At 71.4% G+C, this 21,688-nt stretch carries 24 protein-coding genes and 1 pseudogene; 10 read left to right on the top strand and 15 right to left on the bottom strand.

Annotation, left to right across the window (positions count from 1 at the left end; translation table 11 throughout):
* Window positions 1-212 (top strand): annotated as a pseudogene (locus tag ABYX71_RS03665) (TonB-dependent receptor); the annotation flags it as partial.
* A 293-nt stretch (window positions 213-505) separates the two neighbouring features.
* Window positions 506-1,837: a transglycosylase SLT domain-containing protein gene (locus ABYX71_RS03660; RefSeq protein ID WP_372695032.1), complete on the top strand. Its 1,332-nt coding sequence runs from the start codon at window positions 506-508 to the stop codon at window positions 1,835-1,837.
* A gap of 7 nt (window positions 1,838-1,844) precedes the next feature.
* On the opposite strand, the gene ABYX71_RS03655 is transcribed toward ABYX71_RS03660, so the two are convergent.
* From ABYX71_RS03655 to purM, 6 genes are all read right to left on the bottom strand, one after another.
* Window positions 1,845-3,176 (bottom strand): succinylglutamate desuccinylase/aspartoacylase family protein, encoded by a 1,332-nt coding sequence (locus ABYX71_RS03655; RefSeq protein WP_372695030.1) that lies wholly within the window; start codon window positions 3,174-3,176, stop codon window positions 1,845-1,847.
* A 43-nt stretch (window positions 3,177-3,219) separates the two neighbouring features.
* A complete protein-coding gene (gene thiD, locus ABYX71_RS03650) occupies window positions 3,220-4,056 on the bottom strand; it encodes a bifunctional hydroxymethylpyrimidine kinase/phosphomethylpyrimidine kinase (RefSeq protein ID WP_372695028.1) in 837 nt (278 codons plus the stop codon).
* A gap of 169 nt (window positions 4,057-4,225) precedes the next feature.
* Entirely contained in the window at window positions 4,226-4,393 is a 168-nt protein-coding gene (locus tag ABYX71_RS03645) for a DUF1328 domain-containing protein (protein WP_372695026.1), read from the bottom strand.
* Window positions 4,394-4,552: 159 nt separating this feature from the next.
* Window positions 4,553-5,278, bottom strand: a complete 726-nt coding sequence (locus ABYX71_RS03640) for a DUF3108 domain-containing protein (protein WP_372695024.1) — start codon at window positions 5,276-5,278, stop codon at window positions 4,553-4,555.
* Window positions 5,271-5,939: a phosphoribosylglycinamide formyltransferase gene (purN, locus tag ABYX71_RS03635; protein ID WP_372695022.1), complete on the bottom strand. Its 669-nt coding sequence runs from the start codon at window positions 5,937-5,939 to the stop codon at window positions 5,271-5,273. Before purN ends, ABYX71_RS03640 begins: the two co-directional genes overlap by 8 nt.
* Window positions 5,936-6,979 carry a phosphoribosylformylglycinamidine cyclo-ligase gene (purM, locus tag ABYX71_RS03630; RefSeq protein ID WP_372695020.1) on the bottom strand — a complete coding sequence of 348 codons (1,044 nt, stop codon included), beginning with the start codon at window positions 6,977-6,979 and terminating at the stop codon, window positions 5,936-5,938. Before purM ends, purN begins: the two co-directional genes overlap by 4 nt.
* A 74-nt stretch (window positions 6,980-7,053) precedes the next feature.
* On the opposite strand from purM, the gene ABYX71_RS03625 reads away from it, so the two are divergent.
* The 6 genes from ABYX71_RS03625 to thiO are packed head-to-tail and all read left to right on the top strand — an operon-like array spanning window position 7,054 to window position 12,296.
* Window positions 7,054-8,070 (top strand): DUF2066 domain-containing protein, encoded by a 1,017-nt coding sequence (locus tag ABYX71_RS03625; RefSeq protein ID WP_372695018.1) that lies wholly within the window; start codon window positions 7,054-7,056, stop codon window positions 8,068-8,070.
* A complete protein-coding gene (locus ABYX71_RS03620; protein ID WP_372695016.1) occupies window positions 8,067-9,134 on the top strand; it encodes an AI-2E family transporter in 1,068 nt (355 codons plus the stop codon). The genes ABYX71_RS03625 and ABYX71_RS03620 overlap by 4 nt, the downstream gene beginning before the upstream one ends.
* Complete coding sequence (gene hda, locus ABYX71_RS03615) at window positions 9,128-9,856, top strand: DnaA regulatory inactivator Hda (RefSeq protein ID WP_372695014.1); 729 nt, start codon at window positions 9,128-9,130, stop codon at window positions 9,854-9,856. Before ABYX71_RS03620 ends, hda begins: the two co-directional genes overlap by 7 nt.
* Complete coding sequence (gene mutY / locus ABYX71_RS03610; protein WP_372695012.1) at window positions 9,856-10,893, top strand: A/G-specific adenine glycosylase; 1,038 nt, start codon at window positions 9,856-9,858, stop codon at window positions 10,891-10,893. The genes hda and mutY overlap by 1 nt, the downstream gene beginning before the upstream one ends.
* A 24-nt stretch (window positions 10,894-10,917) precedes the next feature.
* Complete coding sequence (locus ABYX71_RS03605; protein ID WP_372695010.1) at window positions 10,918-11,187, top strand: oxidative damage protection protein; 270 nt, start codon at window positions 10,918-10,920, stop codon at window positions 11,185-11,187.
* Between the two features lie 5 nt (window positions 11,188-11,192).
* Window positions 11,193-12,296, top strand: coding sequence for a glycine oxidase ThiO (thiO, locus tag ABYX71_RS03600; RefSeq protein WP_372695008.1), 1,104 nt, complete (start codon window positions 11,193-11,195; stop codon window positions 12,294-12,296).
* Here thiO and ppk1 read toward each other — a convergent pair.
* The 6 genes from ppk1 to ABYX71_RS03570 all read right to left on the bottom strand — a co-directional run bounded on the left by ppk1 (window position 12,293) and on the right by ABYX71_RS03570 (window position 18,480).
* Window positions 12,293-14,365 (bottom strand): polyphosphate kinase 1, encoded by a 2,073-nt coding sequence (ppk1, locus tag ABYX71_RS03595; protein ID WP_372695006.1) that lies wholly within the window; start codon window positions 14,363-14,365, stop codon window positions 12,293-12,295. The genes thiO and ppk1 overlap by 4 nt on opposite strands.
* Before the next feature lie 109 nt (window positions 14,366-14,474).
* Complete coding sequence (locus ABYX71_RS03590; RefSeq protein ID WP_372695004.1) at window positions 14,475-14,720, bottom strand: hypothetical protein; 246 nt, start codon at window positions 14,718-14,720, stop codon at window positions 14,475-14,477.
* Window positions 14,717-15,538, bottom strand: a complete 822-nt coding sequence (locus tag ABYX71_RS03585; protein WP_372695002.1) for an ABC transporter permease — start codon at window positions 15,536-15,538, stop codon at window positions 14,717-14,719. Before ABYX71_RS03585 ends, ABYX71_RS03590 begins: the two co-directional genes overlap by 4 nt.
* On the bottom strand, window positions 15,535-16,452 hold the full coding sequence (locus ABYX71_RS03580; protein ID WP_372695000.1) for an ABC transporter permease: 918 nt from the start codon (window positions 16,450-16,452) through the stop codon (window positions 15,535-15,537). Before ABYX71_RS03580 ends, ABYX71_RS03585 begins: the two co-directional genes overlap by 4 nt.
* Window positions 16,449-16,931: a L,D-transpeptidase family protein gene (locus ABYX71_RS03575; RefSeq protein WP_372694998.1), complete on the bottom strand. Its 483-nt coding sequence runs from the start codon at window positions 16,929-16,931 to the stop codon at window positions 16,449-16,451. Before ABYX71_RS03575 ends, ABYX71_RS03580 begins: the two co-directional genes overlap by 4 nt.
* Window positions 16,912-18,480 carry an ABC transporter substrate-binding protein gene (locus ABYX71_RS03570; RefSeq protein ID WP_372695036.1) on the bottom strand — a complete coding sequence of 523 codons (1,569 nt, stop codon included), beginning with the start codon at window positions 18,478-18,480 and terminating at the stop codon, window positions 16,912-16,914. The genes ABYX71_RS03575 and ABYX71_RS03570 overlap by 20 nt, the downstream gene beginning before the upstream one ends.
* On the opposite strand from ABYX71_RS03570, the gene ABYX71_RS03565 reads away from it, so the two are divergent.
* Together ABYX71_RS03565 and ABYX71_RS03560 are read left to right on the top strand one after the other, a co-directional pair.
* Window positions 18,479-18,838 (top strand): ferredoxin, encoded by a 360-nt coding sequence (locus ABYX71_RS03565; RefSeq protein ID WP_372694996.1) that lies wholly within the window; start codon window positions 18,479-18,481, stop codon window positions 18,836-18,838. The genes ABYX71_RS03570 and ABYX71_RS03565 overlap by 2 nt on opposite strands.
* Window positions 18,839-18,845: 7 nt before the next feature.
* The gene (locus ABYX71_RS03560) at window positions 18,846-19,508 is read left to right on the top strand and encodes an MBL fold metallo-hydrolase (protein ID WP_372694994.1); all 663 of its coding nucleotides are present in this window, start codon (window positions 18,846-18,848) and stop codon (window positions 19,506-19,508) included.
* 86 nt (window positions 19,509-19,594) lie between these two features.
* Here ABYX71_RS03560 and ABYX71_RS03555 read toward each other — a convergent pair whose 3' ends face one another.
* Genes ABYX71_RS03555 through ABYX71_RS03545 form a run of 3 tightly spaced genes read right to left on the bottom strand, consistent with a single transcriptional unit; the run spans window position 19,595 to window position 21,681 of the window.
* Complete coding sequence (locus ABYX71_RS03555) at window positions 19,595-19,942, bottom strand: Rieske (2Fe-2S) protein (RefSeq protein ID WP_372694992.1); 348 nt, start codon at window positions 19,940-19,942, stop codon at window positions 19,595-19,597.
* 49 nt (window positions 19,943-19,991) lie between these two features.
* The gene (locus ABYX71_RS03550) at window positions 19,992-20,771 is read right to left on the bottom strand and encodes an SDR family NAD(P)-dependent oxidoreductase (protein ID WP_372694990.1); all 780 of its coding nucleotides are present in this window, start codon (window positions 20,769-20,771) and stop codon (window positions 19,992-19,994) included.
* A 40-nt stretch (window positions 20,772-20,811) separates the two neighbouring features.
* On the bottom strand, window positions 20,812-21,681 hold the full coding sequence (locus ABYX71_RS03545; RefSeq protein ID WP_372695034.1) for a peptidoglycan DD-metalloendopeptidase family protein: 870 nt from the start codon (window positions 21,679-21,681) through the stop codon (window positions 20,812-20,814).
* Between the last annotated feature and the right edge of the window lie 7 nt (window positions 21,682-21,688).

Below are 21,688 nucleotides of genomic sequence, written 5' to 3'. Positions count from 1 at the left end.
GCGGCCGGGTCTGGTGGGACGCGCAGGCCGACGGTCCGCTCGGCTTCGATGCCGACATCGACGGCAACGACTGGCTGTACGGTGCGGGCCTGAACGTCGGGCTGCTGCCGAACCTCAGCCTGCGCCTGGAATACACCCGTTACAGGCTCGACGGCGACCACGCCGAGGCCGACCTGGACCTGGCCACGGCGGGCCTGCAATTGCAGTTCTGAGCAACACCGTGCGCTGATCCACGCCCTGCTGGCGCCCCGTCAGGGCCGCCAGCAGGGCCACCCGGGCGGCTCCCACGGACTGCATCCGGCGGGCGTCACCGGGCATGCTCTTGCCGCTTCGACGCCCCTGACCGGGGCGTACGTTCGCTGTCTTGAATGCACGCCGCCGACACCGGCACACTGTGCTTCACTGCGTTGTCCCGAACCTCGTGGCCCGCCCGCCGCTCACCAAGACAACGTGCCCACGGCGTCGCCCCAGACACCGTTCACACCCGCCGCCGAGCGTGTACCCGATGCCAGTCCGCCTGTTGCTGAGCCTGTTGCTGTGGTGCGTCCCGGGCGTGCATGCGCAGTCCGATGTGCTGCCCCGCCCGGCGGCGCTGGAACCGGCGGTGCGTTTCTGGAGCCGGGTATTCACCGAGGTCGACACCCGCAGCGGTTTCCTGCACGACGACCGGCACCTGAACGTGGTGTACGAGACCATCGGCTGGCCACAGGACCTGGACCGCCGCGAGCGTCAGGCGCTGATCGAACCGCGGCGGCAGGCCATCCAGGACATCCTGCGCGCCCTCGCCGACGGCACGGCCGACCGCTCCGACCCGCAGGTACGGCGCGTGCAGGCACTGTGGCAAGGTGCTTCCGCCGCCGAACTGCGCGCCGCCGCGCAGCGCGTGCGGTTCCAGCTTGGCCAGGGCGACCGCTTCGCCACGGCCCTGCACCGTGCCGGCGCCTGGGAATCCCATATCCGCCGGACGCTGACCGCATACGGCGTGCCCGAACAGATCGGCGCGCTGCCCTACGTGGAATCGGGTTTCGACCCGCTGGCCGGATCACATGCCGGAGCCGCCGGACTCTGGCAGTTCATGGCCAGCACCGGGCGGCTGTTCCTGCGCATCGACCACTACGTGGACGAACGCTACGACCCTCACGCCGCGACGGTGGCCGCCGCACGCCTGCTGCGCGGCAACTACGACGCACTCGGCACCTGGCCCCTGGCACTGACAGCCTATAACCACGGGCGCGCCGGCATGCGCCGGGCGGTAGAGAACATGGGCACCACCGACATCGCGACCCTGATCGAGCGCTACAACGGCCGCTATTTCGGCTTTGCCTCGCGCAACTTCTACCCCACCTTCCTGGCGGCCCTGGAGCTGTCCTCGACACCGGAGGAACACTTCGGCACCGTGATCAAGGCACCGGCGGCACGCATGGTGGAGGTGACCGTGCCGGCCTACCTGCCACTGCGCGTGGTCGAACGCGAACTGGGCATCGACCGCAGCACCCTGCGGGCGCTGAACCCGGCCCTGCGACGCACCGTCTGGGACGAAACCCAGTTGTTGCCCAAGGGATACGCACTGCGCCTGCCTGCCGGCACGCATGACGCCCAGGTGCGCATCGCCGAGATTGCCCGGCACGCCGGACAGGCAGCGCCGGTCACCGAGATCCGCCACCTGGTGCGCCGGGGCGAAACCCTCAGCGGTGTCGCCGCGCGACACGGCATCAGCACTCGCCAGCTGGCGGCGCGCAACGGCCTGTCACCGACCGCGCATCTGCGCATCGGGCAGGTGCTCAAGGTGCCGGTGCGCCACCCGCCGGGCACGCCGACCCTGCGCGCCGAACGCTGACGCGACCCTACTCGTCCGGGCGCGGCTCATCCGTCGGTGTCCACGCCGGAGTCTGCGCGTCCGGCGCCGCGTCGGCGGGTGACGCAGCCGCGTCGTCGACCATGGCCGGCGGCGGCGCGGCGCGAATCATCTCCTCTTCCGACCGCTCCATGCCGAGGCGAAAGACCGCATAGCCGGGACGCACCATCTGATTCACGGCCATACCGATGACCCGTCCGTCGTGTGGCGCCACCACCTCGGCGCGGGCGTTGCTGATGGGATCGGTCACCACGCCCAGTACCTGCCCGGCGCTCACGGTGTCACCCAGCCCCACCGACGCCAACAGAATGCCTCCCCGGCTGGCGCGCACCCACACCGACTCGTAGTACACCGGCTGCGGGTCACGCCAACGCCAGGATTTTTTCACGATGCCAAGGTGTGCCATCAGGCTGCGAATGGCCTTGGCGCCGTGACGCACCTCGTTCGTCTGCAGACGCATCGGCTCCCCCGCCTCCAGGGTCACCGCGGGAATGCCGGCGTCGCAGGCAGCCCGGCGCAAGGTCCCGGGCGCACCGCGGTCGTCGAGTACCGCCGTGGCGCCGAAGCCGTGGGTCAGGTGCAGCACCTCGGGGTTGCCCAGATCGGCCCGCAGCTGCGGCAGGTTCGTGCGGTGAAACGAGCCGGTGTGCAAATCCACCAGCGCATCGCAGTGCCGCACGATGTTGTGGAAGAACGAGTGAGCGATCCGCGCGGCCGAACTGCCGCTGGCGCTGCCCGGAAAATAGCGGTTCAGGTCGCGACGATCGGCCAGGTAGCGATACCCGCGCTCGAAGCCGTGCAGATTGGTGATGGGCACCACCACCAGCGTGCCGGCCATTTGGGTTGGATTGGTCTTGTGGAACACCCGGCGGGCGATTTCCACGCCGTTGATCTCGTCACCGTGAACCGCCGCCGTTATGCACAGCACCTTTCCCGGCCGGCTGCCATGGGCCACCAGCACCTGGGCGGCACTGTCGATGCCCGAGTAGTGCTGACTGGCGAACCAGGCCAAGGTGCGCGTCTCGCCGGGCGGCACCTTCGCGCCGAGCAGCCGAAACGGCGGCACCGGGGCCACCGTGGGAAAACCGGCCTCGTCGCCGACCGCCTGGGTGTCTCCATCAGCCGCGGCGGCCGCTGCGTCCACCGGTGCTGCGGGTTCCGCCACCGGGGCGGGCGCCGGCGGATCCGCCACCACGGCCGGCGCTTGCTCCCCGGCGGGCGGCGGGCCGTCGTCGTCGACGGTTTCGGTGGCTGTGGCCAACGGGACCAGACACCCCAGCATCAGGCCGGCGCGCAGCAGGTCGGTCGCGAAGCGGATCATGCGGGTACTCGGGCGCGCTCGGGAGATGCTTGGAACAATCCGGTCACTCAAAGGTTCCGCCACCCTGCGGCGCGTGCCACAAGGCATGGAAATGCTGTACCGGCCCGTGGCCGTGGCCGACGTCCAGCATGTCGGCTGCGGCTATGGCAGCGGTCAGATACGCCTTGGCCTGCGCCACGGCCTGTGGCACCGCCAGCCCACGCGCCATATGGGCCGCGATGGCCGACGCCAGCGTGCACCCCGTGCCGTGGGTATTGGCGGTCGGCACACGGCGGGCCGGCAGTTCCGTGAAGGTGCGCCCGTCGTACAGCAGATCGGTACAGTCATTGCCCGGCAGGTGACCGCCCTTCAGCAGCACCCAGGCAGGCCCGAGCGCGTGCAACGCGCGGGCCGCCTCGCGCATCGCGGGCAGGTCGACCGGCAGCGGCGCGCCCAGCAGGGCGGCCGCCTCCGGCAGGTTCGGTGTCAGCACGCTGGCCAGCGGCAGCAGCTGTTCGCGCAGGCACCGCAGGGCCACGGGGTCCAGCAACGCGGCGCCACCCTTGGCGACCATCACCGGGTCCACCACCAGCGCCCGCGGGCGCCAGTGCCGCACACGGTCGACCACGCACGCCACCACGTCGGCGCCGCCGAGCATGCCGAGCTTGACGGCATCGACGCGGATGTCCGCGAACACGGCATCGATCTGCGCCGCCACGAATGCCGGCGACACCGGTTCGACGGCGTTCACGCCGCGGGTGTTCTGTGCCGTCAGGCCACTCACCACCGCCATGCCGTAAACCCCAAGCGCACTGAAGGTCTTCAGGTCCGCCTGGATGCCGGCGCCACCGGACGGGTCGGAACCGGCAATGCTGAGTACGTTCGGAATGACGGCGGACATGGCCGGTGGCGGAAGAATGCGGGGGCTGGGACGCAGTATAGGGCCGACGCACCCGCCGGCAGCAACTGCGCGGCCCCGGCGCGCCGACGCGACAGCGGCCGGCGCTGCCTCGCGCACTGTGGCGCCCGACGACCGCCCCGCGCCTCCCGGAGCGGTCGTCGGTGGCCTTCTACAGCGGCGGTCGGCGACGCCCCATCACCAGGAACACGACCGCCAGCACCAGCCCGACAACGAACAGGATCCAGGCGATGTTGGTCGCGACCCCGGCAATCCCGGAAAACCCGAGCAGCGCCGCGACGATTGCAATAATCAAAAACGTGATGGCCCACCCAAACATGTGACGGCTCCGTTTTGCGGCAACGCCCTATGGCAGAAACGCGATGAACGCAGTCGCCAGCCGCAGCCGGCGACCCGCCTGCGACTTTAGTCCGGCCAGTGTTAAGAAAGTTTTGCCGGCACCGCGCACCGACGGGCGGGCCACCGCCACGCCGTTGGGCTAGGGCGCGCGCCCGCTGGCGGCCTCGAAACTGCTCAGCAGCAGCGTGCCTTGCGAACGGCCACGCTTGTGGCGGTCGATGCGTACCGGGAAGTAATCGAGCGCCGGCGCGCACCACAAGGTAACCGTGTACTTGCCACCGGTCTGCGTGCGCTGAACCTTGATGGTCCTGAAGCGCCCGGCCGGCGTGGAGATTTCTTCCTCGCCCAGCGTCTGCAGCCGATAGTCACGGATCTCGCCGTCCGAGCCGTACAGCACCGGCAGCGTGAGGCCGGTCTTGCCATCCGCCAGCGCCCGGCGCAGCGCCTCCACGTAGGTCAACTCGTCGAGGGTTCCCGGCTGCAACACGGCCGGTGGCCGGTCACCATCGACCTCGGCCACCTGCCCGGCCTGCCAGTCGAAGCGATATTCATAGTCACGTTGCTTGCGACCGCCGGCGCGCACGTGCACGTACCGCTGGGGCCTCAGGTCACCGTCATCCACCAGCCCGCTGCTCTCGTCGTGAAAGGTCTCCTGCGTGAAAAGCGCAACGACCCCCCCGGGAGTGACATCCAGTGTGAGCCGGTAGCGACCATCCGCGGCCGTGTAGCGCTGCACCGCCTGACCACCCTCGATCGTGCCCTGACGCACGCTGTAGGTGGCCTCCCAGTCGGTCGACGCGGCCACGGCCGCCGGCAGTGTCAACAGCAGGCCGAACAAACGGTGCCGGAAACTCACGTTACGCATCGTCGTCCTCCGTGTCGGCGAACTGCACCGGCGCCGCCAGCGCCAACCCATCGAGCAAAACGGTATCAGCCCGCAGCGCCAGCCTGCCGGCAGCGTACCAGGCGAGCACCTGCGGATAGAGCCGATGCTCCGCCCGCAACACGCGCGCGGCCAGGCCATCCTCGGTATCACCAGGCCGCACCGGCACGCGGAACTGTGCGATCAGGGGACCACCGTCCACCGCCGCGGTGACGAAATGCACGCTCGCGCCGTGCTCGCTGACGCCCGCCGCCAGGGCCCGCGCGTGCGTGTCCAGGCCGGCGAAAGCCGGCAGCAGCGAAGGATGGATGTTGAGCAGCCGGCCGCGGTGGCGGGCCACGAAGTCGGCCGTCACGACGCGCATGAAACCGGCCAGCACCAGCAGATCCGCCGGTTCGGCGGCCAGCTGCGCCTCCAGCGCCCGCTCGAAAGCCGCACGGTCGGCGAACCGCTTGTGATCGACCACGGCCGTCGGCACGCCGGCAGCCGCCGCCAGCTGCAACCCGGCGGCGCCCGGTCGGTTGCTGATCACCTGCACCACGCGGGCCGGCAGCTGGCCGGCGGCAATGGCGTCGAGGATGGCTTTGAGGTTGCTGCCGCGGCCCGATATCAGCACCGCCACGCGCAGCGTGGCAGCCGTCACGATTCCAGCACGACACCCGGCCCGTCGCCGCGCGTCACCACCTCGCCCACCAGGCAGGCGGTCTCACCGGCGTCGCGCAGCAGCGCCAGCGCCTCGTCGGCGCGGGAGGCCGGCAGCACCACCACCATGCCCAAGCCACAATTGAAGGTGCGCCACATCTCGCTCGCGGCGATGCCGCCCTGCTGCTGCAGCCAGTCGAAGATGGCCGGGCGCTGCCAGGCGGATGGCTGCAGGCGCGCGGCCAGCCCCTGCGGCAGGATCCGCGGCAGGTTCTCCGGCAGCCCGCCACCGGTGATGTGGGCAATGCCGACCACCGGCAGGGCCGCCAGCAGCTCCAGCACCGGCTTCACGTAGATGCGTGTCGGCATCAGCAGGGTGGCGCCCAGGGTGCTGTCACCGAACGGCGCGTTCAGGTCGGCACCGGCATGCTCGACCACCTTGCGCGCCAGCGAATAGCCGTTCGAGTGCAGGCCGCTCGAGGCCAGGCCGATGATGGCGTCGCCGGCGCGAATGGCCTGCCCATCGAGCACGCGCGTCTTCTCCACCACGCCGACACAGAACCCGGCCAGGTCGTAGTCGCCCTGCGGATACATGCCGGGCATCTCGGCCGTCTCGCCGCCGGCCAGCACCGCACCGGCCAGCTCGCAGCCGCGCGCAATGCCGCCGACCACCGCCGCCGCGGCATCGACGTCCAGCTTGCCGGTGGCGAAATAGTCCAGGAAGAACAGGGGCTCGGCACCCTGCACCAGCACGTCGTTGGCGCACATGGCGACCAGATCGATGCCGACCGTATCGTGAACGCCAAGATCAATGGCCAGGCGCAGCTTGGTGCCGACTCCGTCGGTGCCGGCCACCAGCACCGGCTCGCGGTAGCGCTTGGGCAACTCCAGCAAGGCGCCGAAACCACCGATCCCCGCCAGCAACTCCGGCCGGCGGGTGCGCGCGGCCAGCGGCCGGATGCGGTCGATAAGGGCATTGCCGGCGTCGATATCGACACCGGCGTCGCGGTAACTGAGGCCGGATGCGGGCGTGTCGCCCATGACAGAAGACTCACTGGGGGCGCGGATCGGGGCACAATGGTAGCCGGTCCCCTCACTGCCTGCCTACCGCCATCATGCGCCTTCTGTCGCTGTCCGCTGTTTGCCTGCTGCTTGCGCTGCTGCCGGCCGGCACGCCACAGGCACTGGACCTGTACCGTGCGCGGGTACCGTTGACCGATGACGGCCAGACGGCCCAGGAGGCGGCCGTGGTCGTCGCCTTCGGCCAGGTGCTGGCGCAGGTGGCCGGCCGCGGTGCCGCGGCGGCACTGGCCGACCAGGCGGCCGGCAAGCAGGCAGCGGCACGCACGGTGCTCGGTTACGGCTTCAGCCGCGACCAGGACGGCAATACGCTGCTGGAAGCACGCTTCGATCCGAACGCCGTGCGCGGCTTTCTGGCCGAGCAGGGCGTGGCAACCGTACCGGACACCCGGCCCACACTGCTGCTGTGGCTGCAGGTCCAGCACGATGGCAACACGCTCTGGGTCGGTGCCGACGAGCCGCCACGGCTGGCGGCCGCTGTCGACACCGCCGCCCGCGCACGCGGCTGGCCGATCCTGCTGCCGCTGCTCGACCTGGCCGAACGCGCCGAGCTGCCGGCACACGCCAATCCCCACGACCCGGCCACACTCGCGCCCCTGAAGGCGCTGGCGGCGCGCTATGCCCCCGGAGGCGTGCTCAGCGGCCGGCTGAACGGCATCGACGGACGGTGGCGCATAGACCTGCGCCTGACCCGCCCGGACAGCGACGATCACGTCTGGGCCGCCGACGGCGCGTCACCGGAAGCCGCCCTCGGGGCAGCCCTGGACCGCCTGAGCAGCCAACTGGCCGTGGCGCCGCCCAGCGGCCCACCGCAGGCGGTCGAGATCACCGTCCGTGGCATCGACGACGTCACCGCATACGCCCGCGTCTGGGAACACCTCAGCCAGCAGGCGGAGATCCGTCAACTGCGCCCGCTGGCGGTCGGCGACGGTCACGCCGTGTTCGCCTTCGCACTGCCCGGTGGTGCGGCGGCGCTGGCCGACCGCGTCGAGCCGGGCGCCCCGTTCACACGCGAGGCGGAGGCCGAATCCGGCTACCGCTACCGGCCGTGACCGACACCCTGTCACGCCGCCTGCTGCTGGCTGCCGGCGCCGTCGGCACACTGGTCCTGCTGTACCTGCTGGGCCCGGTGCTGGCGCCATTCTTCGGTGCGGCGCTGCTGGCCTACATCGCCGACCCGCTGGTGACCCGACTGGGCCGTGTGCTGCCTCGCACCTGGGCCACCACCCTGGTGTTCGCCGTGCTGACCCTCCTGGCGCTGCTGGCGCTGTTGTTCGCCATCCCGGCCCTGCAGCGGCAGTTGGTCAGCCTGCTGCAACAACTGCCACGTTTTCTCGACTGGCTGGAACAGACCGCGACGCCCTGGCTGCAGGCGCGCCTGGCACTGCCACCCGATACGCTGTCGCTGGCCGCGGTCCGCGAATGGATGCAGGGGCACTGGACCCAGGCCGGCGGCTACGCCGCACAGGGCCTCGGCCGGCTGCTCAATTCGGGACTCGGCTTGATCGGCCTGGCGGTCAATCTGGTGGTTGTACCGGTGGTGGCGTTCTACCTGCTGCGGGACTGGCCGCACCTGCTGACGCGCATCGATGGCCTGCTGCCACGACGCTGGCAACCTTCGGTGCGCCAGTTCGCCGGCGAAGCAGATGGAGTGCTCGGCGGCTTCCTGCACGGTCAGCTGCTGGTGATGCTGGCGCAGGGCATGTTCTACGCCATCGGCCTGTCGCTGGTGGGCCTCAAGCAGGCGCTGCTGATCGGTTTCGTCGCCGGCCTGGTGACCTTCGTGCCGTACCTGGGCGCGGTCATCGGTGTCGGTCTGGCGCTGATCGCCGGCCTGGTGCAGTTCCAGGACCTGCCCCACCTGCTGGCCATCGGCGCCGTGTTCGCTGCCGGTCAGCTGCTCGAAAGCCTGCTGCTGACACCGTTACTGGTCGGCGACCGACTCGGTCTGCACCCGGTGGCCGTGATCTTCGCCGTCATGGCCGGCGGGCAGCTGTTCGGGTTCTTCGGCGTGCTGCTGGCCCTGCCGGCCAGCGCGGTGCTGGTCGTGCTGCTGCGCCATGCCCTGGCCCGCTACCGCGACAGCGACTGGTACGCCCAGGAACCGCCGTGCTGACGGCCCAACAGCCGCTGGCGCTGCGCCTGCGCGCCGACCAGACCTTCGACAGCTTCATCGGCGCCGCCGGGTCGGCGGCCGCGCGGGGCCGCTCACTGGCGCAAGCACTGGCCAGCGGACGCGAGCGCACCCCGCTGTACCTGTGGGGCCCGCCGGCCAGCGGCAAGACACACCTGCTGACCGCCGCGCTGGCTGCGGCCACCGGCCACGGCCTGCGTGCCGCCTACCTGCCCCTGCGCGACCTGGACCCCGCCGGCGTGGCCGAGGCCGTCAGCGCCTTCGAGCAGTTTTCCCTGGTATGCGTGGATGACCTGGACGTCATCGCCGGCGAACAGACGGCCGAACTGGCACTGTTCCACCTGTACGACCGGCTGCGCGCCGGCGGCGGGCGCATCATCAGCAGCGGCAGCGCCACGCCCGGCGGCCTCGGCCTGTGCCGCCCGGAACTCAAAAGCCGCCTCGGCTGGGGCGTGAGCTGCCGGCTCGAAGCGCTGCGCGACACCGACAAACGCGCCGTGCTGCTGCGCCGTGCCAGTGAACAGGGCCTGCACCTGAACGACACGGTCGTTGACTATTTGCTGCAGCGGCACAGCCGGGACCTGAAGGCGCTGCTGGCAACCCTGCAACGGCTGGATCAGGCCACGCTGGCGGCGCAGCGGCGGCCGACCCTGCCATTCGTGCGCGCCCTGCTGGACGCCGACGCGCCGCCCGACGCCGGCTGATGGCGACCGCCTTCGCCGACCGCCTGCTGGCCTGGCACGCCCACGGCGGCCGGCACGACCTGCCCTGGCAGCACCCCCGCACGCCGTACCGGGTGTGGGTGTCGGAAATCATGCTGCAGCAAACGCAGGTCGGCACCGTGGTGCCGTACTTCGAACGCTTCATGGCGCGTTTTCCGGACATCCGCGCGCTGGCCGCGGCGCCGCTGGACGATGTGCTGCACCTGTGGACCGGGCTGGGTTACTACGCCCGCGCCCGCAACCTGCACCGGGCCGCCGCGCAGGTATGTCGTGACCACGAGGGCCGGTTGCCAACCGACCTGGCGGCATTGGCGGCCCTGCCCGGCATCGGCCGCTCCACCGCCGGTGCCATCCTGGCGCTCGGCAGCGGCCAACGCCAGCCGATCCTCGACGGCAACGTCAAGCGCGTGCTGTGCCGGCACCGGGCGGTGGCCGGCTGGCCCGGCACAACCGCCGTGCAGGCGCGGCTCTGGGACATCGCCGACAGCCTGACACCCCCGGACCATGCCGCCGACTACACGCAGGCCATCATGGACCTGGGCGCGCTGGTGTGCACCCGCAGCCGGCCGCGCTGCGGCGAATGCCCGGTCCACGCCGATTGTCTGGCACTGGCGGCAGACGCGGTGACCCACTACCCGCAGCCACGCCCGCGGCGCGATCTGCCGCAGCGCCGGACCGCCCTGCTGCTGCTGCGCCGGCCCGACGGCCGGGTGCTGCTGGAACGCCGCCCGCCAGCCGGCCTGTGGGGCGGACTGTGGTCGCTGCCGGAGTACACCGGCGCCGTCACCGAGCTGGCCGACTGGTGCCGTGTCCACTACGGCCTGTCGCCGCAGGCCGTGCACGGCGGCGATCCGTTCATTCACACCTTCAGCCATTTCCGGCTGGAGATCACTCCGCTCGAATGCCGCGTGCAGGCCGCGCCGACGGCCTTGGACGCTCCCGACCGGCTTTGGTATAACCCGGCCAATCCCGCGCGGCTCGGCCTGGCGGCGCCGGTGCGGCGCCTGCTCGCCGGCTGAGCACCCCCTCCCCCGGAGACCGCCATGCGAACTGTCCACTGTGTGCTGCTCGGCCGCGAGGCCGAGGGCCTTGATCGCCCGCCCTACCCCGGCCCGCTCGGCCAGCGCATCTACGAGCAGGTGTCGCGCGAGGCCTGGCAGGCCTGGCTGGCGCATCAGACCATGCTCATCAACGAAAACCGCCTGACCCTGATCGATCCCGAGGCGCGCAAGTTCCTGCAGCAGGAAATGGAGAAATTCCTGTTCGGTGGCGGCGCCGACCGGCCCGAGGGGTACGTGCCGCCCGCCGACTGATCGCGGTGGACGGACATGTAACGGTCGTCGGCGGCGGGGTCATCGGACTGCTGACCGCACGCGAACTGCGCGCCGCCGGTCTCGACGTAACGGTATTGGACCGCGGCGAGATCGGGCGCGAGGCGTCCTGGGCCGGCAGCGGCATCCTGTCGCCGCTGCACCCGTGGCGCCAGCCGGCGGCGGTGCACCCGCTGAGCCTGTGGAGCCAGCGCGTCTATCCGACGCTGGCCGAAACGCTGGCGGCCGAATCCGGCATCGACCCCGAACTGCACACCGACGGCCTGCTGCTGCCGGACTGCACCGACCCCGGCCAGGCCCTGACCTGGGCCCGGCAGTGGCAGGTGCCGGCACAGACACTCGACGCCGGCGCGCTGCGCGCCGCCGAGCCCGCCCTGGCGCCGCACACCACCGCCGTGTTGCTGCCGCAGGTAGCCCAAGTACGCAACCCGCGCCTGCTGCGCGCCTTGCGCGTGGCACTGCAGCACGCCGGCGTGCGCTTCGAGCAGGACTGCGAAGTGCTCGGCTTCGCCCGCCGCGGCAATCGCGTCGAGGCGCTCGACACGCGTCGCGGTCGACGTGCGGTGCAGCTGCTGCTGGTCACTGCCGGCGCCTGGAGCGGCCAGCTGCTGCGTGGCTGCGGACTCGACCTGCCGATCGAACCGGTACGCGGCCAGATCCTCGCCCTGCAGACACCCCCGGGCCTGATTCGCCACGTGCTGCTGGCCGAGGGGCATTACCTGGTGCCGCGCCACGACGGGCTGGTGCTGGCCGGCAGCACGGTGGAACGCACCGGCTTCGACAAGACGCCGCGCCCCGCCACCGCCGACGCACTGCATGCCGCCGCTGCGCGTCTGGTGCCGGCGCTGGAGGACGCGCCACGGGTCGCCCACTGGGTCGGCCTGCGGCCCGGCAGTCCGGACGGCACACCGTACATGGGCCGCCACCCGCGGCTCGAGAACGTTTACGTCAGCGGCGGACATTTCCGCAGCGGACTGACCCTGGCGCCGGCGTCGGCGGTGCTGCTGGCGGCGCTGATCACCGGCGGCACGCCCCCCCTGGACCCGGCGCCGTACGCGCTGCCGGCCCAACCGGCGGCGGCCGACGCCTAACCGGCGCCCGCCAGCCGTTCGAGCAGCGCCAGCTGGGCCGACAATGCCGCCTCGGCGCCAGGCTCGATGCGCCGGTAGCTGCCGTCGGGCCGCAGCTCCCAGGCCTGCTGGTTGTCCTGCAGGTACAGGGCCAGCTCGTCGATGACCCGCCGGCGCAATTCGGCGTCCAGGATGGGAAAGCAGACTTCGACCCGGCGGAAGAAATTGCGCTCGGCCCAGTCGGCACTGCCGCAGTAGACCTCGTCCTGGCCGCCGTTGTGGAAATGGAACACCCGCGTGTGCTCCAGAAAGCGTCCGACCACCGAACGCACGCGGATGCGCTCGGACACACCCGGCACGCCCGGGCGCAGCGCGCACATGCCGCGTACCACCAGGTCCACCTCGACACCCGCCCGCGACGCGGCGTACAGCGCCTGGATGCTGCGCGGCTCGACCAGTGAGTTGACCTTGATGACGATGCGCGCCGGCCGACCGGCCGCGGCGTGTTCCGCCTCACGCTCGATCTTGGCCAGCAGCGCGTCGTGCAGGGTGAACGGCGACTCCAGCAGGTGGTGCAGGCGCCCGACCACCCCCAGGCTGGTCAGCTGCAGGAACACCCGCTGCACATCGCCGGCCACCGCCGGGTCGCAGGTGAACAGGCCGTAGTCGGTATACAGGCGACTGGTGCGCGGGTGGTAGTTGCCCGTGCCAACGTGCGCGTAATGGCGCAGCGCCTTGCCCTCACGGCGCACCACCAGGCTCATCTTGGCGTGCGTCTTGTACCCCACCACCCCATACACCACGTGCGCGCCGGCCTCCTGCAGGCGGTTGGCCAGCGCGATGTTGGCCTCCTCGTCGAAGCGCGCGCGCAGCTCCACCACCACGGTCACTTCCTTGCCGGCGCGCGCCGCCGCCACCAGGGCATCGACGATGACGGAATCGGGACCGGTGCGGTACAGGGTCTGCTTGACGGCCAGCACGTCCGGGTCGGCGGCGGCCTGCTGCAGGAACTCCACCACCGGCAGAAACGACTCGAACGGGTGGTGCAGCAACACGTCACCCTTGGCCAGGGTGGCGAACGCATCACCACCGCGGTGCACCGGTGCCGGCAGGCCGGGGGCGAAGGTCGCGAACCGCAGGTCCGGCCGGTCCGGCAGGTCGCACACCGCCAGCAGGCGGTTGACGTTGACCGGGCCGTTGACCCGGTACAGGTCCCCCGGCCCCAGACCGACCTGCGTGAGCAGGTAGTCGGTCATCGCCTGCGGGCAGGTGTCGGCCACTTCCAGGCGCACCGCGTCGCCGTACCGGCGTGACTGGAGTTCGCCCTCCACCGCGCGCAGCAGGTCGTCCGCCTCTTCCTCGTCGACGAACAGGTCGCTGTTGCGGGTCACGCGGAACTGATAGCAGCCCTTCACCTCCATGCCCGGGAACAGTGCCCCGACGTGGGCGTGGATCACCGACGACAGGAACACGAAGTCATGCTGGCCGGGCGTGTCGTCCGGTAGCGGAATGATGCGCGGCAACGCGCGCGGCGCCTGCACCACGGCATTGCCGATACGTCGCCCGAAGGCATCCGTGCCGGACAGGGCGACGATGAAGTTGAGGCTCTTGTTGAGCACGCGCGGAAACGGATGGGCCGGGTCCAGGCCGAGCGGACTGAGCATGGGCGCCAGCTCATTGTCGAAGTAGCTGCGCACCCAGCTGGCCTGTTCGGCGGTCCAGTCGCCACGCGCCACGAAGCGGATACCCTGCTGCGCCAGCGCCGGCAGCAGGGTGTCGTTCAGGATGCGGTACTGGATGTCCACCTGCTGATGCACGCGCTCGCCGATGGCCACCAGCAGCTCCTGCGGGCCGAGCTGGTCCGGGCCCGCCTGGGTCGATCCCAGCGCCTGCAGCTCCTGCAGGCGGGCGACCCGGATCTCGAAGAATTCATCCAGATTGGTGCTGAAAATGCACAGGAACCGCAGCCGTTCGAGCAGCGGCAGGCGCTCGTCCAGCGCCTGCGCCAGCACGCGGGCGTTGAACTCCAGCAGGCTCAGCTCACGGTTGATGTACAGATCCGGCCGTTTGAGGTCGATGTCGTCGCTCATGATCGCCGCGCAGGCTGTTGGGGCCGGCTGTGCACGCGGCCTGGTGGGGGAATGCACAGCGTATTACGGAAACGTGACAAGGCCATGACCATGCCCGCGGATCGCCCCTTCAACGCCGCCGCCACACCCGCCACAAGCCAACAAAGCTGATGGCGAGCCAGAACACCTCGATGATCACCGACGACAGGTTGAAGTTGACGCTCAGCGACACCAGCAGCAGCGCGGCACCGGCCGCGTTGCAGGCCGAATAGGCCACGCCACGGCTGTCGAGCCGGCCCAGCTGCAGGCCAAGGTACGTGCCCAGCACCAGCAGCACACCAAGGTTGCCGACGGCGTCGGCCCACCCATAACTCATGCCGGCCACCGCGGGTCGAGCCGCCGACGCAGCTGTTCGCCCAGCACGCTGACGGCATAGATCACCGCCACCAGCGCCAGCCCCGGCAGCAGCAGGTAATGCGGCGCCACCAGCAGATAGCGCGCACCCTCGCGGATCAGCCCGCCCCAGGATGCCTGCGGCGGCTGCACCCCCAGCCCCAGAAACGACAGCCCGGCCTCGGCGGTGATGGCACCGGCACAGGCCAGCACCGCCTCCACCAGCAACGGCGCCGCCAGCAGCGGCAGCACGTGCCGGCCAAGCACGCGCCCGTGCCCGCAGCCGAGCGCCAGCGCCGCGGCCACATGATCACTGCGCCGCAGCGACAGCACCTGCGCCCGCGTCAGTCGGGCAAATCCCACCCAGCCGACCGCCACCAGCGCGATCACCACGTTGTCGATGCCCGGCCCCAGCAGCCCGGCCAGCAGCAACGCCAGCAACAGGCCGGGGAAGGCCAGGGTGAGATCGGTCAGCGCGCGCAGCGCCCGGTCCGGCAGGCCACCCAGGTAGCCGCCCAGCAGCCCGGCGCCGATGCCCAGCACCGCCTGTCCGGCAACCACCTGCAACACCACGAGCAGCGACACCCGCGCCCCGGCCAGCAGGCGGTCGAGCAGCGGCCGGCCCAGTTCGTCGCAGCCCAGCCACTGACCCGGCTGCCAGGCCGGCGGTGCCAGGACCTGATCCAGCCGCGGCGTGTCGGGCGCCAGCGGCAGCCAGGGCGACAGCAGCGCCAGCACCGCCCACAGCCCGAGCACCGCCAGCGCCGCCCACAGCCGGCGCGATGGCCGCCCGCCGCTCACGGCCGGCGCACCCGGGGATCGATCCAGGCGTAGGCCAGCTCGGTCAGGCCGTTGACCAGGACATACGCGCCGGCGATCACCAGCACGCAGCCCTGCAGCAGGGGATAGTCGCGGACACTGATCGCCTCCACCGTGAGCGCCCCCAGCCCTGGCCAGGCGAACACCGTCTCGGTGATCACCGCGCCACCCAGCAGCGCGCCCAGCTGCAGACCGAACACCGTCACCACCGGCAGCAGCGCGTTGCGAACGCCGTGGCGCCACAGCACCTGCGCCGGGGCCAGACCCTTGGCGCGCGCCGTGCGCACGTGATCGGCCGCCAGCGCCTCGCTCAGGTTGGCCGCCAGCTGGCGCGCCAGGACCGCCGCCAGACCCACTGCCAGCGTCAGCGCCGGCAGCACCAGCGACGCCGCCGACTCGCGCCCGGCCACCGGCAGCCAACCCAGCTGCACCGCGAACACCAGCACCAGCAGCGGCCCCAGCCAGAAACTCGGCAGCGCCAGGCCAAGCAGCGTGAATGCCGCCGCCAGCCGACCGCCCGGCGCGCTGCCGCGCACCGCCATCGCCACCCCCAGCGGCAAGGCCAACACCAGCGCCAGTGCAAGCCCGGCCGCGGCGAGCTGCAAGGTCGCCGGCAGGCGGGCGGCCACCAGGTCGGCCACCGGCACGCGGTAACGCAGCGACTGTCCCAGGTCCAGGCGCGCCAGATCATGCAGGTAACCGACCAGCTGTGCCGGCAGCGACCGGTCCAGACCCAGCTGCGCCACCAGCTGGGCGCGATCGGCGCCGCTGGCACGCTCGCCGAGCATCACCTCCACCGGATCACCCGGCACCAGGCGCACCAGCACGAACACCGCCACCAGCACCGCCAGCAGGGTGCCGGCCGTGGCGCCCAGGCGCCGCAGCAGCAGGCTCACTCCGTCAGGTCCACCGGCGTGCCCGGCGGCGTCAGCTCGAACAGCCGCAGCAGGTCGGCATTGCCCATGCGCACGCAGCCCTTGGAGCCGGGCACGCCCAGCCGGGTGCTGTCCGGCGTGCCGTGGATGTAGATGTAGCGACGCTGGGTGTCGACCGACCCCAGACGATTGAAGCCGACCTCGCAGCCACACAGCCACAGGATGCGGGTCAGGATCCAGTCGCGGCCGGGATGGGTGGCGGCCAGTTCCGGGCCGTACACCTCGCCGGTCCAGCGCCGGCCGACGAACACCGCCCCCACCGGCGCCCCGGCCCCGATCTTGGCGCGCACGCGGTGACTGCCGCGCGGCGTCTGGTAGCTGCCCATCTGTTCGCCCAGACCCGCCGCGGCGGTGGATACCGGCGCGGCCAGCTGCAGGCGGCCGTCGTCGTGCCGCAGTTCCAGCCATTGGCGGGCGAGGTCAATGTGTATTCGTGGCATCGGGCGGATCGGTGAATTCGAGGGCATCCCAGGCCCCGTCGGGGCGCAGCGCATAGCCGCGCACCCCGGCGCGGACCACGGCGACATTATCTTCGTACCACAGTGGCACATAGGGCAGGCGCGCGTGCACCCGCCGCTGCACCTGCCGGTACAGCGCCACCTGCCGCGCCGGGCCGGCCGCGGCGGCCGCATCCAGCAGCGCGTCGACACGGCGGCTGACGAAGCGGCCGCGGTTGGCACCGGCCGGCGGCAGCGAGGCGCTGTGGAACAGGTGCCGCAGCACGTCCGGCTGCGTCACGCCGACCCAGGCCAGCGAGTAGAGCTGGAACTCGCCAGCCCGCACGTCACCGAAGAAGCTGCCCCATTCCTGGCTTTGCACCCGCAGGCGAATGCCGACCTGCGCCAGCTGGCCCTGGATGGCGGTGGCGATGCGCACGCGCACCGGATCGGTGGAGGTCTTGTAGGTCAGACGCGGCCGATCCAGCCCGGCCTCGGCCAGCAGCCGGCGCGCCAGCGCCGGATCATGGCGATGGGCCGGCAACGCGGCGGCCGCGTAGTGACCCGGCGGCAGCACGCTGCCGGCCGGGCGTGCCGCCCCGCCCAGCAGGTGACGGATGAGCGCGGCGCGGTCGATGCCGTGCGCCACCGCCCGGCGCAGGCGCAGGTCGCCGGCGAGCGGGTCGGAAAGATTGAACCCCAGATAGTGGTAGCTGTTGCCCGGCCCGCGCAGCAACCGCACCGCCGACTGGCGCTCCAGGTACGTCAGCAGCTCCGGCGGCAGGTCGTTCTGCAGCAGGTCCAGCTCGCCGCGCAGCAGCTTGAGCACCCGTACCGTCGGGTCCGGCACCACCTCGAACACCAGCGCCAGTCCGTCGTGCCGGCGGCGCAGCCGCACCGTACTGCCGCTCAGCCGCTGCAGGGCGAACGGTCCGCTGCCGTCGTAGTGGCACGGCCGTTCACCGGCCACCGGCGGACCGGCGCAGCGGGCGCGTACGATGCCCAGCGTCAGCCGCGCCGGAAACAGCGCATCGGGCCGGTCGAGAATGAAATCGATGTGTCCGTCGCCAACCGCCCGCACTGTCCGCAGCGCCCCCAGCTCGGCGCGCAGCGGCGACAGCGTGCCGTCCTCGCCCAGCACCGCGCGGTAGGTGGCCACCACGTCGGCCGCCGACAGCGGCGTGCCGTCGCCAAAACGCGGCCGCGGCGTGCGCAGGGTAAAGCGCCAGCGCAGCGGGTCCAGCTGCTGCCAGTCGGCCGCCGCCGGACGCGGCCGGTAGTCGGCATCCAGCTCCACCAGCCGCGAGTACAGCAAACGCCCGAGCCGGGCCGAGGCGGCATCCGCCGCCTGCCGCGGGTCGACATCCAGCACCGGCTGCGCCAGACCCACGCGCAGGACCGGACCGGGTGGCTGCTGCGGCGCGCAGCCGCCCAGCAGGCAGGCCACGGACAGCCCCGCCAGTGCCCGCGCGGCGCGTTGACGCCCACGGCGGCGCACCGCCATCATGCCGGCCGCCGTGCCGCGCGCGCGGCGCACCGCGAGGAAAACCATGAGCACCGTAAAAGACACCGCCCTGTCGCTTGGCGTGGACCGCATCCGTCGCCATATCTTTCTGTGTGCCGACCCGGCGGAACCCAAATGCTGCGCCCGCGAGGCCGGTCTCGAATCGTGGAACTTTCTCAAGAAGCGCCTGAACGAACTCAAGCTCACCGGCGACGGTGGCATCTACCGCTCCAAGGCCGGCTGCCTTCGCATCTGCGAACAGGGGCCGGTGGCGGTGGTCTACCCGGAAGGCGCCTGGTACCACTCATGCACGCCGCAGGTGCTGGAAACGATTATCCAGGAACACCTGATCGGCGGCCGGGTGGTCGAGGAAAACCTCATCCTGGAACACAAGCTGCCGGACTGACACGCCCATGCCCGACGCGCTCGCCTTCGACATCATCCCGGTCACCCCGCTGCAGCAGAACTGCACCGTCCTGCTGTGCCAGGCGACCGGTGCCGCCGCGCTGGTGGACCCCGGCGGCGACGTGGAGGACATCGTTGCCACCGTGCAGCGCCACGGCGCGCGGGTGGAAAAGATCTTTCTCACCCACGGCCACCTCGACCACGTCGGCGCCACGGCGCCACTCAAGGAACGTTACGGCGTGCCGGTAGAGGGCCCGCACCGGGACGACGCATTCTGGATCGAGGGCCTGCCCATGCAGGCACAGATGTTCGGCTTCCCGCCGCTGCCCACCTTCACACCGGACCGCTGGCTGGAAGGCGGCGACACGGTGCGATTCGGCGCGGTGGAACTGGCCGTGCGGCACTGCCCCGGCCACACGCCGGGGCACGTGGTGTTCTTTCACGCGGCCAGCCGCCTGGCGCTGGTGGGCGACGTGCTGTTCGCCGGCTCGATCGGTCGCACCGACCTGCCGCGCGGCAACCACGCCGACCTGCTGCGCTCCATTCCCGAACAGCTGTGGCCGCTCGGCGACGACGTGCGCTTCATTCCCGGCCACGGTCCCATGTCCACCTTCGGCGCCGAACGGCGCGGCAATCCGTACGTGGCGGATGCCGTGCTGGCACGGCGCTGAGCGCCGGGGCATCGACGCCGGCGCCGCACAGGCCCGAACCGGCCGCGGCGGTCCCGCCCCGCGCTGACGCGGGACGGGAAACCGGCTCACACGTCCACCAGCACCGCGTCGCCTTCCACCTTGGTGGCGTAGGCCTTGATGGGCTTCTTGGGCCGGAACAGGTTCAACAGCTGCACGCCCGGCGGGAAACAGGCCCACTTCACGGCCTCGCCGGTCTTGATGTCGAACTCGGCCCGATGCAACGGGCACCGCACGCGCTGGCCATCGATGATCTTGCCGCGCGCCAGTGGCCCGAAGGTATGCGAGCAATTCGCCGCCGTCGCGTGGAAACCGTCGGCGAGGTTGTACACGACCACCGCGGTGCCATCGGCCTTGAAACGCGCCATACCGCCCGCCGGCACGTCGTTCACTGAACAGACACGTACATACGCCATTGCACTCTCCCCTGGCTGTGGGCGGCCTGCGGCCGCATTGGACAAACGGTCAGCCTGCCACCAGGCCGCCGTCCACACTGTAAACCGAGCCGGTGACATAGCGCGCGCTGTCGGAGGCCAGAAACAGCGCCACGTCGGCAATTTCGTCCGGCTGGGCGAACCGCCCCATCGGCACACGTGCGGTCAGACGGTCGTGCAGGCGCGGGTTGTCCTGCAGGCCCTGCGTCATGTCGGTGGCCACCCAGCCGGGCGCCACGGCGTTCACGCGGATGCCATCCTGCGCCCAGTCCACGGCCAGGCCGCGCGTGAGTCCGGCCACACCGGCCTTGGTGGCGGCGTAGACGGACAGGCGCGGCGTGCCGATCAGCGACGCCACCGAAGCGATGAACACGATGGCGCCGGGGCGCTGTTCGCGCAGGCAGCGGGCGCCGAAGGCACGCGCCGCCAGAAACGGCCCGCGCAGGTTGACGCGGGCGATGGCGTCGAAGTCCTCGTCGGTGATCTTCTCCGGGCGCGCATAGACCGGGCTCACGCCGGCGTTGTAGACGAGCGCGTCGAGCCCGCCGGCGGCGTCCAGCACGCCGTCCAGCCGCGCCGTGGCGTCGGCGGCGGCAATGTCGAGCCCGTGACCGGTGACCTCGGCGCCGTGTTCGGCCGCCAGCGCGGCCGCGGTCTGCGCCGCCGACTGCGCGCTGCGCGCGGTCAGGTGCACCACGGCGCCCGACTGGGCGGCGCGTGCCGCCAGCGCCAGACCGATACCGCGACTGGCGCCGATGATCAGCAGACGCTTGCCGGTCAGGTCGCCGATGGCGGGGGCGGTACTGCTCATGCGTGTGTCTCTCCGTGTGTTGATGGTGCGAACGGCGCGCTCAGCGCTCGGCCTGCGCCTCGGCGGCCAGGAACAGGCGCGGGTCGACGCGCGCGTCGTTCAGTGACAGGCCCCAGTGCAGGTGCGGACCGGTGGCACGACCGGTGCTGCCGACGGCGCCGATGCGATCACCGGTCCGCAGCGGCTGTCCTTCCCGCACGGCGATCTCGCTCAGATGGCAATACAGCGTCACCAGGCCCTGGCCGTGGTCGACGAACACCGTGTTGCCGGTGAAGAAGTAATCCCCCACGCGCAGCACGCGACCGGGGGCCGGCGCGGTCACCGGAGCGCCCTGCGGGGCGGCAATGTCGATGCCCGAATGCGGGCTGCGCGGCTGGCCGTTGAGCACCCGCCGCAGGCCAAAGTTGCTGCTGAGCGGCCCCTGTGCCGGCAGGCTGAAGCGCAGCGGCGGACGGTCTGCCGAACGGTGCCGGAAGGCGGCGCGTATCTGCGCCTGTTCGCGCTGGATGCGCTGCAGGCTCTGCGCCGATGGCGTGACCTTGTCCGGGTCGGCGATGGTCAGGCGCTGTTCCGGGTAGGTGTGGGCCGCCACGGTGAAGCCGATGTTGCGGGTACTGCCGTCGGCAAACGTCAGCCGCAGGGCCGACGGCCCGGGCGTGTGACCAAGCGGAATGCCGACCACCGCCCGCCAGCCGTCGTCGCCCGGCACGGTCAGCACCGGGCGGCCGGCGAACTGCGCCTGACTGCTGGCATCGAACGGCGCCGGCAGCGCCAGCACGGCCACGCCACCGGGAATCGGCTGGTGCCGCGGCAGCGCCCAGGCCTGCGTCGCCACCAGGCAGGCGACGGCCAGCAGCCCGCACAGGCGCCGTGCGGCGCGCCACGGGTGACGGTGCTGCGCTGTGTTCATGTCGGTT

Origin of the sequence: Immundisolibacter sp. (genome assembly GCF_041625615.1) — a bacterium.
Lineage (GTDB): Bacteria > Pseudomonadota > Gammaproteobacteria > Immundisolibacterales > Immundisolibacteraceae > Immundisolibacter.
Note: the sequence above shows the minus strand (reverse complement) of the source record. Positions and strands in the feature narration are given on the sequence as shown.

Excerpts from the sequence above, each read along its gene's own strand:
- ABYX71_RS03660 (WP_372695032.1), top strand. The coding sequence starts at position 506 with ATGCCAGTCCGCCTGTTGCTGAGCCTGTTGCTGTGGTGCGTCCCGGGC.
- ABYX71_RS03655 (WP_372695030.1), bottom strand. The coding sequence starts at position 3,176 with ATGATCCGCTTCGCGACCGACCTGCTGCGCGCCGGCCTGATGCTGGGG.
- thiD (WP_372695028.1), bottom strand. The coding sequence starts at position 4,056 with ATGTCCGCCGTCATTCCGAACGTACTCAGCATTGCCGGTTCCGACCCG.
- ABYX71_RS03645 (WP_372695026.1), bottom strand. The coding sequence starts at position 4,393 with ATGTTTGGGTGGGCCATCACGTTTTTGATTATTGCAATCGTCGCGGCG.
- ABYX71_RS03640 (WP_372695024.1), bottom strand. The coding sequence starts at position 5,278 with ATGCGTAACGTGAGTTTCCGGCACCGTTTGTTCGGCCTGCTGTTGACA.
- purM (WP_372695020.1), bottom strand. The coding sequence starts at position 6,979 with ATGGGCGACACGCCCGCATCCGGCCTCAGTTACCGCGACGCCGGTGTC.
- ABYX71_RS03625 (WP_372695018.1), top strand. The coding sequence starts at position 7,054 with ATGCGCCTTCTGTCGCTGTCCGCTGTTTGCCTGCTGCTTGCGCTGCTG.
- mutY (WP_372695012.1), top strand. The coding sequence starts at position 9,856 with ATGGCGACCGCCTTCGCCGACCGCCTGCTGGCCTGGCACGCCCACGGC.
- ABYX71_RS03605 (WP_372695010.1), top strand. The coding sequence starts at position 10,918 with ATGCGAACTGTCCACTGTGTGCTGCTCGGCCGCGAGGCCGAGGGCCTT.
- ppk1 (WP_372695006.1), bottom strand. The coding sequence starts at position 14,365 with ATGAGCGACGACATCGACCTCAAACGGCCGGATCTGTACATCAACCGT.
- ABYX71_RS03590 (WP_372695004.1), bottom strand. The coding sequence starts at position 14,720 with ATGAGTTATGGGTGGGCCGACGCCGTCGGCAACCTTGGTGTGCTGCTG.
- ABYX71_RS03575 (WP_372694998.1), bottom strand. The coding sequence starts at position 16,931 with ATGCCACGAATACACATTGACCTCGCCCGCCAATGGCTGGAACTGCGG.
- ABYX71_RS03565 (WP_372694996.1), top strand. The coding sequence starts at position 18,479 with ATGAGCACCGTAAAAGACACCGCCCTGTCGCTTGGCGTGGACCGCATC.
- ABYX71_RS03570 (WP_372695036.1), bottom strand. The coding sequence starts at position 18,480 with ATGGTTTTCCTCGCGGTGCGCCGCGCGCGCGGCACGGCGGCCGGCATG.
- ABYX71_RS03560 (WP_372694994.1), top strand. The coding sequence starts at position 18,846 with ATGCCCGACGCGCTCGCCTTCGACATCATCCCGGTCACCCCGCTGCAG.
- ABYX71_RS03555 (WP_372694992.1), bottom strand. The coding sequence starts at position 19,942 with ATGGCGTATGTACGTGTCTGTTCAGTGAACGACGTGCCGGCGGGCGGT.
- ABYX71_RS03550 (WP_372694990.1), bottom strand. The coding sequence starts at position 20,771 with ATGAGCAGTACCGCCCCCGCCATCGGCGACCTGACCGGCAAGCGTCTG.
- ABYX71_RS03545 (WP_372695034.1), bottom strand. The coding sequence starts at position 21,681 with ATGAACACAGCGCAGCACCGTCACCCGTGGCGCGCCGCACGGCGCCTG.